This window comes from Mycobacterium sp. 663a-19 (genome assembly GCF_035616495.1).
Classification (GTDB): Bacteria; Actinomycetota; Actinomycetes; order Mycobacteriales; family Mycobacteriaceae; genus Mycobacterium.
On record NZ_JAPJAV010000007.1, the window covers coordinates 66,012 to 78,727 of the forward strand.

Below are 12,716 nucleotides of genomic sequence, written 5' to 3' on the forward strand. Positions count from 1 at the left end.
GGCGCTACCCGACGGCGGTCTCGGGGATCCGGGCCGCGTCGGCGGCCGAGCCCTGACCGTTGGAGCCGTGTTCCTTGAGGCTGGCCGCGTAGATGTCGACGTACTCCTGGCCGGACAGCCCCATCAGCTCGTAGATCACCTCGTCGGTGACGGCCCGCTCGATGAAGCGGTTGCCGGCCAGCCCCTCGAATCGGGAGAAGTCCATCGGCTTGCCGAAGCGCACGGTGACCCGCCCGAAGCGCAGCATCGAGGAGCCGGGCGGGTTGACGACGTTGGTGCCGATCATCGCCACCGGGATCACCGGGACCCCGGTGTGCAGCGCCAGCCGGGCGAGCCCGGTCTTGCCCTTGTACAGCCGCCCGTCGGGCGAGCGGGTGCCCTCGGGGTACATGCCCAGCAGCTTGCCCTGGGCCAGCACCTGCTCGGCGGTGTTGAGCGCGGCCTGCGCGGCGTCGGCGCTGGAGCGGTCGATGGGGACCTGCCCGACGGCGGTGAAGAACCAGCGGCTGAACCAGCCCTTGAGTCCGGTGCCGGTGAAATATTCGGACTTTGCCAGGAAGGTGATGCGGCGGCGCACCACCAGCGGCAGGAAGAAGCTGTCCATCACCGCCAGGTGGTTACTGGCCAGGATCGCCGGCCCCGAACTCGGAACGTGTTCCAGGCCTTCGACTTTCGGCCGACCGAGGACCGTCAGCAACGGGCCCAGGAGGACGTACTTGAACAGCCAGTACCACATGGCCCTCCCTCTCGCCCGACTCGATGATGGTGTTGGCGCCAACTGTACCGACCCGCAGCGCAAGGAACCAACCTTCGCTGCGAGGGATCACTCCTCGACGGTGACCGGGATCGGCTGGTAACGCGTCCTCGCCGCGGCATCGGCGGGGGCGGCCCCGCCGTTCGGCTCGGTCGGGACGCCGCCGCCGGGTGGGCCGTCCGGTGGCGGCGTCGGTTCGGCGGACCGGTCGATGTCGTCGACGATGGCGCGGATCACCTCGAGCAGGGCGATGCTGTGGTCGGCGACGACGGTGAGCAGCGGGTGCTGATCGCCGGTGGCCAACGCGGCCAGCGCGCACACCGGGCACCACACCTGCTGGCACTTGCCGGTGCCGACGCCGGCGCCGGCCGTCAACGCGGCCGCGGCCCGCACCGCCGGGTCGATCCCGTCCAGGATCGCCTGGGCGAGCTTGCGCAACTCGGGACCGAGGTCGGGGTGAGCCCCACTCACTTAGGCCACACCTCCGGATCTGGTCGAAAACGAACTGTCAGCTCACTGCCCCGCAGATGTGCGTCCAGCACCGTGCACCGCCGCAGCACCGACGCCAGCCGAACCCTGCGCCGCAGCCCGCCGGCGCTGATGATCAGGTCGTCGTCGACCCGCCCCAGCGCCAGCGCGCCGGGATCGAGCTGGGGTAACGCTAGCCGCATGCGGTATATCGACCCAAGTCCCGACCCGGATTCCAGGTCAACAATAGGGCGCAGGGGCCCGGGCGGCGGCGCCCCACGCCGGCGCCGGGCTCCGTCGAGCAGCCCGGCCAGCGCCTTGGGGCCGATGGGTTCCCCCGACAGGTGCGGGGTCAGCACCAGGGCCACGTCGCCGATGGTGGCGTCGAGTTCGCCGAGCACGGCACGCTGTTCGGAGATGCGTTCGCCGTACCAGTAGAAGGCCGGGTGGTCGGGCAGGTTGCGGTACTCGTAGGACTCGTCCTCGGTCAGGACCTGATTGACGATCAGCTCCTCGACGCGGACACCCATCAGCGCCAGCGAACCCAGCGTCCGGGCCGCCTCGGCCGCGACCACCCGTTCGGGCGTCAGCACCAGGTGCGCGCCGACCAGCTCGCCGTCGGTCAGCAGCGCGCCGAGCGCGTCGACGCTGGCGCTGATGCGCTCCAGCAGTTCCACCACCGCGGCCGACCTGGCGTCGTCGGCGGCGATGGACAGCCGGCGATGGCGCGGCCACGCGCGCTCCACATACAGCGCGAAGGTGGCGGGCAACGTCAGCATGCGCAGCGCGTCCGCCGTCGAGGCGCAGTCGACGACGACGCGGTCCCACCGCCCGGACGCCGCGAGCTCGCCGACGGCGTGCAGGCCGAGCACCTCCTGGATGCCGGGCAGCGCCGAGAGTTCTTCGGGGGCAATGGTGCTCAGCTCGGAGTCGGGGAACCGCCGATCCAGCGCGGCGACGACGTCGTGCCAGCGCGACTCGAGGAGCGCCAGCGTGTCCAGGGCCAGCGCGTCGAGAAAGCCGCCGCCGGCCCCGGCGTCATCGGTTTCGAGATCGGCGAACACCCGCACCGGATCGTCGCGGCCGCACGGCGGCACCGGCACACCCAGCACGTCGCCCAGGGAGTGCGCCTGGTCGGTGGACACCACCAGCACCCGCTGGCCCTCGCTCGCATCGCAGACCGCGGTGGCACATGCCAGGGTGGATTTCCCCACCCCGCCCTTCCCTACGAAGAGGCTGATCCGGGCCGGGCGGGGCTGCGCAGACTCACTCAGCCTCGACTCGTTTCTTGAGATCCTTCAACGCGTGGTCGGTCAGCCTGCGCTCGGCCTTGCGCTTGAGCAACCCGATCATCGGGATGGCAAGATCCACCGAGAGCTCGTAGGTGACATCGGTACCAGAACCCTTGGGCGCCAAGCGATATGAGCCTTCAAGGGAACGCAACAGCGAGCTGGAGACCAGGGTCCAGCTCAGCGACCGGCGGTCGGCCGGCCACTCGTAGGACATGACCATGGTGTCCTTGATGACGCCAGCGTCCATCACGAATCGCGCGACCTTCGGGTAGCCGTCGGCGCCCCTTTGCTGCACCTCGGCTTCCTTGTACTCCGAGATCCATTCGGGGTAGGAATCGATGTCGGCGATCACCTCCAGCACCGTGTCGGGGTCGGCTTCGATGTGGATGGTTTGCGTCGTCTTCTCCGCCACCTGGCTGCTGCCCTCTCTGTCGCAGTCGGGTCGACCGGCCCGTGCGAAAACCTGACCCGGCTAAACTACCGGAGAAACCCCGACCGGACGCGACCGTTCCAGTGTCGCCTTGACCTCGAACGCCATTTTCTTGCCGGCCACCCTCCGGCGGTGCGTCATTTTCGCCAGGTTCAGCTTGGCCAGCTGCCAGGCGGCGACGCCGGTCGGCTCGGCGTGCAGGAAGTAGTGCAGCACCACGCCATCCAGGCAGGGCTCGAGCCAGATCTCCATGGTGCCGGTCAACGCGCCGGTCACCGCCCAGCGGATACCCTTTTCGCCGCGCTCCTCGACGACCTGCAGCCGCAGGTCGGGCCACCAGCGGCGCCACTTCGACCGATCGGAGACCGCGGCGCCGACCCGCGCGCCGTCGGCGGCGACGAACGTCTGGTCGGCGATCTGGATGCTGTGCACCGCCCCAGCTTCACACACCGGGCGCGGGCGCCGATCGACGACCTCACGGCGGGCCGCCGGACCGTCGCGGTGCTGGGCGAATGGTCGGATTAGGCTGGTCGACAGCAGGCCGCCCCGGCAACGTCACTAGGTCAAACGAGGTCAAGAGTGCGTGAGTACAGCGTCCCCGCCCGCTTTTCCGTCGGCGAGCGCGACAACGTCGCGGCGGCGGTCTTCGAGCACGAGCGCGACGACCCCGACTTCGCCATCTACCAACGCCTGATCGACGGCGTCTGGACCGACGTCACGTGCGCCGAGGCCGCCGACCAGATTCGTTCCGCCGCACTGGGTTTGATCTCGCTGGGGGTGCAGGCCGGTGACCGGGTGTCGATCTTTTCCGCCACCTGCTACGAGTGGGCCATCCTCGACCTGGCGATTCTGTCGGTGGGCGCCGTCACCGTGCCGATCTACGAGACGTCGTCGGCCGAGCAGGTGCGCTGGGTGCTGCAGAATTCCGAGGCGGTGCTGGCCTTCGCCCAAACTGACGAGCACGCGGCGATCGTCACCGAGCTCACCGGCGAGTTGCCGGCGCTGCGCCGGGTGCTGCACATCGACGGATCGGGCCCCAGGGCGCTCGACCAGCTTGTCGAGGCCGGCGCGTCGGTCGACCCGGCCGAGCTGACCGCCCGGCTCGAGGCGCTGCGCGCCGAGCACCCGGCGACGCTGATCTACACCTCGGGCACCACCGGACGGCCCAAGGGCTGCCAGCTCACCCACTCCAACCTGCTGCACGAGATCCGCGGCACCCAGGAGTGCCTGCCCACGCTGCTGACGAAGGGGCAACGGCTGCTGGTTTTCCTGCCGCTGGCCCACGTGCTGGCCCGGGCGCTGACCCTGTCGGCGTTCGCCAGCAAGGTCACCGTCGGATTCACCAGCGACATCAAGAACCTGCTGCCGATGTTCGGGGTGTTCAAACCGACTGTGGTGGTGTCGGTTCCGCGCGTGTTCGAGAAGGTCTACAACACCGCCGAGCAGAACGCCGTCAACGACGGCAAGGGCTGGATCTTCAAGCGGGCGGCGCAGACCGCGGTCGACTGGAGCCAGGCTCACGACGACGGCCGGCCGGGGCCGCTGCTGCGGGCCAAGCACGCCGTGTTCGACCGGCTGGTCTACCACAAGCTGCGCGCTGCACTCGGCGGCGACTGCCGCGCCGCCGTCTCCGGTGGCGCACCGCTGGGCGCGCGGCTGGGCCACTTCTACCGCGGCGTCGGCCTGACCATCTACGAGGGCTACGGCCTGACCGAGACCAGCGCGGCCATCACGGTCAACCAGATCGAGGCGCTGAAGATCGGGACCGTGGGAAAGCTGGTGCCCGGCAACAGTTTGCGCATCGCCGAGGACAAGGAGCTGTTGGTGCGCGGCGGCGTGGTGTTCGGCGGGTACTGGCGCAACGAGCAGGCCACCGAGGAGGCGTTCGCCAACGGCTGGTTCAAGACCGGCGATCTCGGCGCCATCGACGACGACGGCTTCCTGACGATCACCGGCCGCAAGAAGGAGATCATCGTCACCGCGGGCGGGAAGAACGTCGCCCCCGCGGTGCTCGAGGACCAGCTGCGGGCGCACCCGCTGATCAGCCAGGCCATGGTCGTCGGGGATGCCAAGCCGTTCATCGGCGCGCTGATCACCATCGACCCCGAGTCGTTCGGCGGCTGGAAGGAACGCAACAGCAAGCCGGCGGGCGCCTCGGTGGGCGACCTGGCCAGCGACCCGGACCTGGTCGCCGAGGTGGACGCGGCCGTCAAGAAGGCCAACCTGTCGGTGTCGCATGCCGAGTCGATCCGCAAGTTCCGCATCCTGCCGGTCGACTTCACCGAGGACAGCGGCGAGCTGACGCCGACGATGAAGGTCAAGCGCAACGTGGTGGCCGAGAAGTTCGCCTCCGACATCGAGGCGATCTACACCAAGGACTGATGGCGAGCAGACGTAAAAGCCCCCAAAACCATGCGGTTTTGGGGTCTTTTACGTCTGCTCGCCGTCCTTAGCCGCGCAACAGAACGGCCAGCCGGGCGGCCAGCGTGTCCCAGCGCCATTGCGACGTCACCCACTCGCGCCCCGCGGCGCCCATCGCGGCGGCCCGATCGCGATCGGTGAGCAACGCGGTGACGGCGCCGACGACCTCGTCCACCGAGCGGCCGTCGACCACCAGCCCGGTCTTGTTGTGCCGCACGGCTTCTGGCGCCCCGCCAGACCGTCCGGCGACCACCGGCACGCCGGTCGCCGAGGCCTCCAAGAACACGATGCCCAGGCCCTCGACGTCCATGCCCGCGCCGCGGGTGCGGCACGGCATCGCGAACACGTCGGCCACCGCGTGGTGGGCGGCCAGCTCGGCGGTCGGCACGCCACCGGTGAAGGTCACGTGGTCGGCCACACCGCACGCGAGGGCCTGCTTCTGCAGCGCCTCCAGGTACGGCCCGCCGCCGACGATCAGCAGCGCGGCCCCGTCGACGCGCCGCCGGATCGACGGCAACGCCCTGATCAGCATGTCCTGGCCTTTGCGCGGCACCAGGCGGGACACGCACACAATGATCGGCCGATCGCCCAGCCGGTAGCGCCGCCGCAGCTCGGCGCGGGCGGCCGGATCGGGATGGAACCGGTCGGTGTCCACCCCCGGCGGCAGGTATTCCAACGACGCCCCGGGCCCGAAGGCCGACGCGAACCTGCCGCGGGTGTAGCGGCTGACGAAGGTCACCACGTCGGTGCCGTCGCCGATGCGCCGCAGCACCGATCGGGCGACCGGGAGCATCGACCAGCCCACCTCGTGGCCGTGCGTGCTGGCCACGATCCGCTTCGCCCCCGCCTGCCGGGCCCGCGGCGCCAGCAGGGCCAGCGGCGCGGCCGCGCCGAACCACACCGTGTCGATGCCGTGCTCGCCGATCAGCCGGCGCATCCGGGCGTCGACCGTCGGGCCGGGCAGCATCAGGGTGCCCGGGTGGCGCACCACCCGATAACCGGCAGCGGCGGCGGCGTCGTCGAACGCGTCGGCGCCCTTCCATTGCGGCGCGTACACCGTCACCGCATGCGAGCCCGCGTCAACGAGCCGGCCGACGAACTCCCCCAGGTAGGACTGGATGCCGCCGCGTCGGGGCGGAAAGTCGTTGGTTACCAGCAGGACCCGGCTCACTGCGTCAGGCTAGCCGACCATCCATTCTTTCCAGCGGGCGAGCAGCCTGGCCGAGTCGGTGCCGAGGACGTCGCGCATCGCGGTCGGCAGGTCGGCGTGCCCGACCCCGCACGCGGCCAGATAGAACGCCCGCAGCTTGGCGGCCCCGTAGGCGTCGGCGACGAAGCGGGCGAACCACCAGGCTCGGTCGTATCCCGACGAGCGCTGCGGCCCGGGTGTGTCCAGGTCGGCGTCCGACGGCAGGGTCACCACGGACCGCGCGCCGGGGGGCACCGGGTCGATCGGCCGGGCGACGAAGTCGGCGACCCCTTCGGTCAGCCAGCGCGGCGCGTCGGGCGCGGTGTCGACGCGCGCCGCGTAGTGAAAAAGCTCGTGGCTCAACACTATTCGCAGCGCCGGTTCGGTCATGCCGGCCGCGCCCGGCGCGAACACGATCCGCTGGCCGATCGCCACCCGGTGCTCGGGGTCGACGCGGTCGACGACCGTCACCGCCGCGATATCGGCCCACTGCGGGGCCGGCCCGCCGCCCGCGGCGGCGCGGAACTCGTCGTCGGAAACGGTGGCAAGCACCGAGATGTCGCGCGGCCAGTCGACGCCCCAGAAGGCCTCCACCCGGTCGACGGCGGCGCCGATGTTCGACGCGATGCGCGACAGCAGCCGATCGGTGGCCGGACCACCGCCGAGCAGGTAGACCGCGCGGTCGCGGACGACCAGGGGCGCCGCGCTGGGGTCCTCGGCGGGGGCGGCGGGCAGCGCCGTGCCCGCGATCAGCTCAGCGACGAGGACGGTGCCCAGCAGAATTCTCGCGGCCCGGCGCCGGCGTTCAGTAGCGACGGGCGTCGTGGACCGGGCCTGCGGCGTTCATCGGCACCACCCGCACCGGCTGGCCGTAGGTGGAGGAATGGATCACCATGCCGTCGCCGACGTAGAGGCCGCTATGTGACGCATCGTTATAGAAGGTCACCACGTCGCCGGGCTGCAGGTCCGACAGCGCCACCGGCTGACCGCCCTGAGCCTGCGCCTGGCTGGAATGCGGCAGCGAGATGCCGGCCTGCTGGAACGCCCACATCACCAACCCGGAGCAGTCGAACCCGCCGGGTCCCGCGCCGCCCCACACATAGGGCGTTCCGACCTGCGTCAACGCCGCCTGTACGACGGTCGCGCGGTCACCGCCGCCCACGCCGCCGGGCTGCGGTCCGGGCAGTCCGAAGGGCGGCGGGGCCACACCCGGTGCCTGGCCGCCCGGCGGTGGAGCACCGGGCGGCAACGCGTCCGGCGCCGGCGCACCGGGCGCCGGCGCCGCCGCCGGAACCGGCCCGGGGTCGGCGAGCGCGGTCCGCTGGTCCGGTGACAACTGCATGTACTGCGACTTGACGACGGCGATCTGCACCTGCAGCTGGCTCTGCTTGGACTGCAGGCTGGCCCGCACCGCGGCCGCCTGCTCGGCCGCGCTCTTGGCGGCGGCGGCCGACTTGGCGGATGCCTGCTCGGCCTTGGCGGCCTGTTCCCCGGCGGCCCGGTAACCCGCCATCTGCGTGCGCATCTGGGTCGCCATCAGCCGCTGCACGGCCATCTTGTCGATCAGGCCCTGCGGCGACCCCGCGGTCAGCATGGCCTCCATGCCGCTGACCCGGCCGCCCATGTACGTCGCGGCGGCGAGCTTGTTGACCGCGGTCTGGAAGGTGGCCAGCTTGGCCTTGGCCGCGTCCACCGCGGCCTGATCGTCGGCGTGCTTCTTCTCCGCCGCCCGCTGGGCCGCCAGCTTCTCGTTGAGGTCGAGCCGCGCACTGTGCATCGCCTCGGTGGTCTGCTCGGCCTGACGGGACAGCTCGTTGAGTTTTGCCATCGCGTCGTCGGCCGGATCGGCCGCGGCGCTCGCGGCGAGAGCGCCTGCAAAAACCGTGAGGCCCGCCAGCATCGCGACGACCGAACGTGTGAGGGCACGCGCAATCGGATACTCAGAGCCGAAACTCAAGATTTGCTTCCTTAAACGGCCATCGACACATCGCGGTCGAGCTGGTTTAGGTCTCAAACAGGTTACGAAACGATATAGGTGTTTGTCTAAACCGGGTCGTTAAGAAATTGGAAAGAATTCTGTCAATTCTTTGTGAACGAGAACCGATGCGCCGCTACCCTCCGGGGGTTTTGGCGCACAGGGCATTTACGCGACGCCGGAACCGCGATCGCGGTGAATCGGCACCAGCCGCAATCGGGGCGCCAGTCCGACTTCGGCGAGCACTTCGAGCGCGGCGCGTTCGTCCTGCAACAAAGTCTCCGGCACCCCGAGTAGCACGCTGACCACGCAATCGCGGCACCCCGGGCCGCGCACCGCGCAGTCGTCGCAGTCGATCACCACCGGTTCGCCCCGCCCGGGCGTCGCGACGCCGTTGCTGTCGGGTCCGCTGTTGTGTGCCATCGGGATGGGTCCTCTCGCTCGCGCTCCGGTCGGGCTACCCGAACGCTAACCGCGGCCACCGACATCTTTCGCGGGCGCGGCGCGGCGTGGGAACGCCGCGGTGTCGGTGGGCGTGCTTAACGTCGCCGCCATGGGCGTGACGGGTGCGACTCAGCTGAGTTTCGCCGACCTGGAATCGGCCTGGCGGGCCCGCGAAGAAACCCCGTTGCACGAGACCACCTTCGTCGTGGTGGACCTGGAGACCACCGGCGGGCGCACCCGCGGCGGCGACGGAACGCCGGCCGACGCCATCACCGAGATCGGTGCGGTCAAGGTCCGCGGCGGCGTGGTGCTCGGGGAGTTCGCCACCCTGGTCGACCCGCAGCGCGCCATCCCGCCGCAGATCGTGCGGCTCACCGGCATCACCACGGCGATGGTGTGCGACGCCCCGACCATCGACGCCGTGCTGCCGATGTTTTTCGAGTTCGCCGGCTCGGACAACGGGGCGGTGTGGGTCGCTCACAACGCCGGCTTCGACATCGGATTCCTCCGGGCCGCCGCCCAGCGCTGCGAAATCCCTTGGCCGCGACCGCAAGTGCTGTGCACGGTGCGGCTGGCCCGCCGGGTGCTGAGCCGCGAGGAAGCCCCCAGCGTGCGCCTGGCGTCCCTCGCCGGGCTGTTCGCCGTCGCGACGCAGCCCACCCACCGCGCCCTCGACGACGCCCGCGCCACCGTCGACGTGCTGCACGCCCTGATCGAGCGGGTGGGCAACCAGGGCGTGCACACCTATGCCGACCTGCGCTCGTATCTGCCCGGCGTGACGCCGGCCCAGCGCCGCAAGCGGGCGCTCGCCGATGACCTGCCGCATCGGCCCGGCGTGTACGTGTTCCGCGGGCCGGCCGGCGAGGTGCTCTACGTCGGCACCGCCGTCGACCTGCGCCGCCGGGTGAGCCAGTACTTCACCGGCGCCGACCCCCGCGGCCGGATGAAGGAGATGGTCACGCTGGCCGCCGCGGTCGACCACGTCGAGTGCGCGCACGCGCTGGAGGCCGGCGTGCGCGAGCTGCGGCTGCTGGCCGCGCACGCCCCGCCGTTCAACCGCCGGTCGCGGTTCCCGCACCGCTGGTGGTGGGTCGTGCTGACCGACGAGGCGTTTCCGCGCCTGTCGGTGGTGCGCTCGCCGCGTCACGACCGTGCCGTCGGCCCGTTTCGCTCCCGCGCCGACGCCGCCGAGACCGCCTGGCTGCTCGCGCGGTTCACCGGGATCCGAACCTGCACCGCGCGGCTGGCGCGCGGCGCGCTGCACGGGCCGGCCTGTCCCGAGCGCGAGGTGTCGCCGTGTCCGGCCGCCCGCGACGCGACGGCCACCCAATACGCGGCGGCCGTGGCCCGCGCCGCGGACCTGATCGACGGCCAGGACAACGACGCGCTGCACGCGGCCGTGGGTCAGGTCACCGCGCTCGCCGAGCGTCGCCACTACGAGAGCGCCGCGCGACTGCGCGACCGCGCCGCCACCGCCGTCGAAGCCCTGTGGCGCGGCCAGCGGCTGCGCGCCCTGGCCGCGCTGCCCGAGCTGGTCGCCGCCGCCCCGGACGGCAACGGCGGCTATCACCTCGCCGTCGTCCGCCACGGCCAACTCGCCGCCGCCGGCGCCGCCACGCGGGGGGTGCCGCCGATGCCGGTGGTCGACGCCATTTCGGCCGGCGCACAGGCGATCCTGCGAGCGCCGGCCCCGCTGGGCGGCGCGCCGGTCGAGGAGGCCGCCCTCATCGCGCGCTGGCTGGCGACCCCCGGGGTCCGCATCGTCCGGGTGGTCGGCGACGACGGCTGGGCCTCGCCGCTGCGGTCGGCCGGCCCCTGGGCGGCGTGGGCGGCGGCGGCGCGCTCGGCGCGGCTGGCCTACGAACAGACGGCCGGCTCAGACCTGCTGGCCGAACCGCACCCATCGCGCGAGCAGTTGTTCGGCGGCACCGGAGTCGATGGCGGCGGCGGCGCGGCTCAGCCCGTCCTCCCACGCCGGCAACCATTCAGCGCGGCTGGATAGCCCGGCGTGGGCGACGATCGCGCCCGCCGCGTTGAGCACGACGGCGTCGCGGACCGGTCCCTTGGCGCCGGCCAGCACCGCGCGCACCTCCGCCGCGTTGGCCTGCGCGTCGCCGCCCAGCAGCTCGTCGAGTTCGGCGCGGGCGAAACCGAATCCGGCGGGATCGAAGGTCAGCCGATCCACCGTGCCCGCCTGCACCCGCCAGATCGTGCTCGTCGTCGTGGTGGTCAACTCGTCGAGCCCGTCGTCGCCGTGCACCACCAGGACGCTGGAGCGACGCGCGGCGAACACCCCGGCCATCACCTCGGCCAGGTCGGCGAACGCGCAGCCGATCAACCCGGCCCGCGGCCACGCCGGATTGGTAAGGGGCCCAAGGAGATTGAACACCGTCGGCACCCCGATCTCGCGACGCACCGCGGACGCGTGCCGGTAGGACGGATGGAACACCGGCGCGAAGCAGAACCCGATCCCGACTTCGGCGAGGCTGCGCGCGACCTGCTCGGGCCCGAGGTCGATGCGCACCCCGAGCGCCTCGAGCGTGTCGGCGCCACCGGACAGCGACGACGCCGCCCGGTTGCCGTGCTTGACCACGGGGACGCCCGCGGCCGCGACCACGATGGCCGCCATGGTGGACAGGTTGACGGTGTTGACGCCGTCGCCGCCGGTCCCGACGATGTCGACGGTGTCGTCACGGATCGCGTCGGCGGGCATCCGCCGCGCGTGGCTCAGCATGACGTCGGCCAGCTCGCTGACCTCGGCCGAGGTGGGGACCTTCATCTTCATCGCCACGGCGAAGGCGGCGATCTGGGCCGGCCTGGCGTTGCCCGTCATGATCTGGTCCATCGCCCAGGCGGCCTGACCGCGGGCCAGTTCCCGCCGGTCCGTCAAACGGGCAAGCACCTGCGGCCACGACGGCGCCGACCCGGCGGGCGAGGGAGCCCCGGACGACGCCTCGGATGACAGAGCCACGCGCCGATGGTCCCACGACTGCCGAGCACCTCCCAACCTGCGCGCGAAACGCCGATCGGCGAAATTTCAGACCCGGGTAGAGTTCGACAACTACAAAGCGTCATACTTGCGGATGTGACCAGCGCTGTGGGGACCTCGGGTACTGCGATCACGTCACGGGTGCATTCGCTGAATCGCCCCAACATGGTCAGTGTTGGCACCATAGTGTGGCTTTCCAGCGAGCTGATGTTCTTTGCTGGGCTGTTCGCGTTCTACTTCACGGCCCGCGCCCAGGCCGGCGGGAGCTGGCCGCCGCCGCCGACCGAACTGAATCTGTACCAGGCCGTCCCGGTGACGCTGGTCCTGATCGCGTCGTCGTTCACCTGCCAGATGGGGGTGTTCGCGGCCGAGCGCGGCGACGTCTTCGGGCTGCGCCGCTGGTACGTGATCACCTTCCTGATGGGCCTGTTCTTCGTGCTCGGCCAGGCCTACGAGTACTACCACCTGATGACCCACGGCACGACCATCCCGAGCAGCGCCTACGGCAGCGTGTTCTACCTGGCCACCGGCTTCCACGGGCTACACGTCACCGGCGGGCTGATCGCCTTCATCTTCCTGCTGGCCCGCACCGCGATGACCAAGTTCACCCCGGCGCAGGCGACGGCCAGCATCGTCGTCTCCTACTACTGGCATTTCGTCGACATCGTGTGGATCGCGCTGTTCACCGTGATCTATTTCATCCGATGAAGGCGGCGCCCTAACGGCTTTCAAAGAGGAATGACAGGAGTGCTCG

The 12,716-nt window shown here is 70.9% G+C and carries 12 protein-coding genes and 1 pseudogene; 3 read left to right on the forward strand and 10 right to left on the reverse strand.

Going from position 1 to position 12,716, the window contains the following annotated elements; all coding sequences use genetic code 11:
• Positions 1-4: 4 nt before the first annotated feature.
• The 5 genes from OQ968_RS13980 to OQ968_RS14000 form a co-directional block, all read right to left on the reverse strand.
• On the reverse strand, positions 5-736 hold the full coding sequence (locus tag OQ968_RS13980; protein ID WP_324678765.1) for a lysophospholipid acyltransferase family protein: 732 nt from the start codon (positions 734-736) through the stop codon (positions 5-7).
• An 87-nt stretch (positions 737-823) separates the two neighbouring features.
• Entirely contained in the window at positions 824-1,225 is a 402-nt protein-coding gene (locus tag OQ968_RS13985; RefSeq protein WP_324678767.1) for a hypothetical protein, read from the reverse strand.
• The gene (locus OQ968_RS13990; RefSeq protein WP_324679206.1) at positions 1,222-2,496 is read right to left on the reverse strand and encodes an ArsA family ATPase; all 1,275 of its coding nucleotides are present in this window, start codon (positions 2,494-2,496) and stop codon (positions 1,222-1,224) included. The genes OQ968_RS13985 and OQ968_RS13990 overlap by 4 nt, the downstream gene beginning before the upstream one ends.
• Entirely contained in the window at positions 2,489-2,926 is a 438-nt protein-coding gene (locus tag OQ968_RS13995; RefSeq protein ID WP_324678769.1) for an SRPBCC family protein, read from the reverse strand. The genes OQ968_RS13990 and OQ968_RS13995 overlap by 8 nt, the downstream gene beginning before the upstream one ends.
• 60 nt (positions 2,927-2,986) lie before the next feature.
• Entirely contained in the window at positions 2,987-3,376 is a 390-nt protein-coding gene (locus OQ968_RS14000) for a polyketide cyclase / dehydrase and lipid transport (protein ID WP_324678771.1), read from the reverse strand.
• Between the two features lie 147 nt (positions 3,377-3,523).
• Here OQ968_RS14000 and OQ968_RS14005 point away from each other — a divergent pair, with 147 nt between their 5' ends.
• Complete coding sequence (locus tag OQ968_RS14005) at positions 3,524-5,326, forward strand: long-chain fatty acid--CoA ligase (protein WP_324678773.1); 1,803 nt, start codon at positions 3,524-3,526, stop codon at positions 5,324-5,326.
• Positions 5,327-5,393: 67 nt separating this feature from the next.
• Here the strand turns inward: OQ968_RS14005 and pimB are convergent, their stop codons facing one another.
• The 4 genes from pimB to OQ968_RS14025 all read right to left on the reverse strand — a co-directional run bounded on the left by pimB (position 5,394) and on the right by OQ968_RS14025 (position 8,952).
• Positions 5,394-6,536 (reverse strand): GDP-mannose-dependent alpha-(1-6)-phosphatidylinositol monomannoside mannosyltransferase, encoded by a 1,143-nt coding sequence (gene pimB, locus OQ968_RS14010; RefSeq protein WP_324678775.1) that lies wholly within the window; start codon positions 6,534-6,536, stop codon positions 5,394-5,396.
• A 9-nt stretch (positions 6,537-6,545) separates the two neighbouring features.
• Complete coding sequence (locus OQ968_RS14015; RefSeq protein ID WP_420715916.1) at positions 6,546-7,334, reverse strand: hypothetical protein; 789 nt, start codon at positions 7,332-7,334, stop codon at positions 6,546-6,548.
• A 25-nt stretch (positions 7,335-7,359) separates the two neighbouring features.
• The gene (gene ripC / locus OQ968_RS14020; RefSeq protein WP_324679210.1) at positions 7,360-8,454 is read right to left on the reverse strand and encodes a peptidoglycan hydrolase RipC; all 1,095 of its coding nucleotides are present in this window, start codon (positions 8,452-8,454) and stop codon (positions 7,360-7,362) included.
• 243 nt (positions 8,455-8,697) lie between these two features.
• Complete coding sequence (locus OQ968_RS14025; RefSeq protein ID WP_324678777.1) at positions 8,698-8,952, reverse strand: hypothetical protein; 255 nt, start codon at positions 8,950-8,952, stop codon at positions 8,698-8,700.
• A gap of 130 nt (positions 8,953-9,082) precedes the next feature.
• On the opposite strand from OQ968_RS14025, the pseudogene OQ968_RS14030 reads away from it, so the two are divergent.
• Positions 9,083-10,912, forward strand: a pseudogene (locus tag OQ968_RS14030) (DEDD exonuclease domain-containing protein); the annotation flags it as partial.
• Here OQ968_RS14030 and trpD read toward each other — a convergent pair.
• Positions 10,850-11,944 carry an anthranilate phosphoribosyltransferase gene (gene trpD, locus OQ968_RS14035; protein ID WP_324678779.1) on the reverse strand — a complete coding sequence of 365 codons (1,095 nt, stop codon included), beginning with the start codon at positions 11,942-11,944 and terminating at the stop codon, positions 10,850-10,852. The pseudogene OQ968_RS14030 and the gene trpD overlap by 63 nt on opposite strands.
• A 114-nt stretch (positions 11,945-12,058) precedes the next feature.
• Between trpD and OQ968_RS14040 the strand changes: the two genes are divergently transcribed.
• The gene (locus OQ968_RS14040; RefSeq protein ID WP_324678781.1) at positions 12,059-12,670 is read left to right on the forward strand and encodes a heme-copper oxidase subunit III; all 612 of its coding nucleotides are present in this window, start codon (positions 12,059-12,061) and stop codon (positions 12,668-12,670) included.
• Positions 12,671-12,716 lie beyond the last annotated feature (46 nt).

Coding starts and splice junctions, on each gene's coding strand:
- OQ968_RS14025 (WP_324678777.1), bottom strand. CDS start 8,952: ATGGCACACAACAGCGGACCCGACAGCAACGGCGTCGCGACGCCCGGG.
- OQ968_RS13980 (WP_324678765.1), bottom strand. CDS start 736: ATGTGGTACTGGCTGTTCAAGTACGTCCTCCTGGGCCCGTTGCTGACG.
- ripC (WP_324679210.1), bottom strand. CDS start 8,454: ATGCTGGCGGGCCTCACGGTTTTTGCAGGCGCTCTCGCCGCGAGCGCC.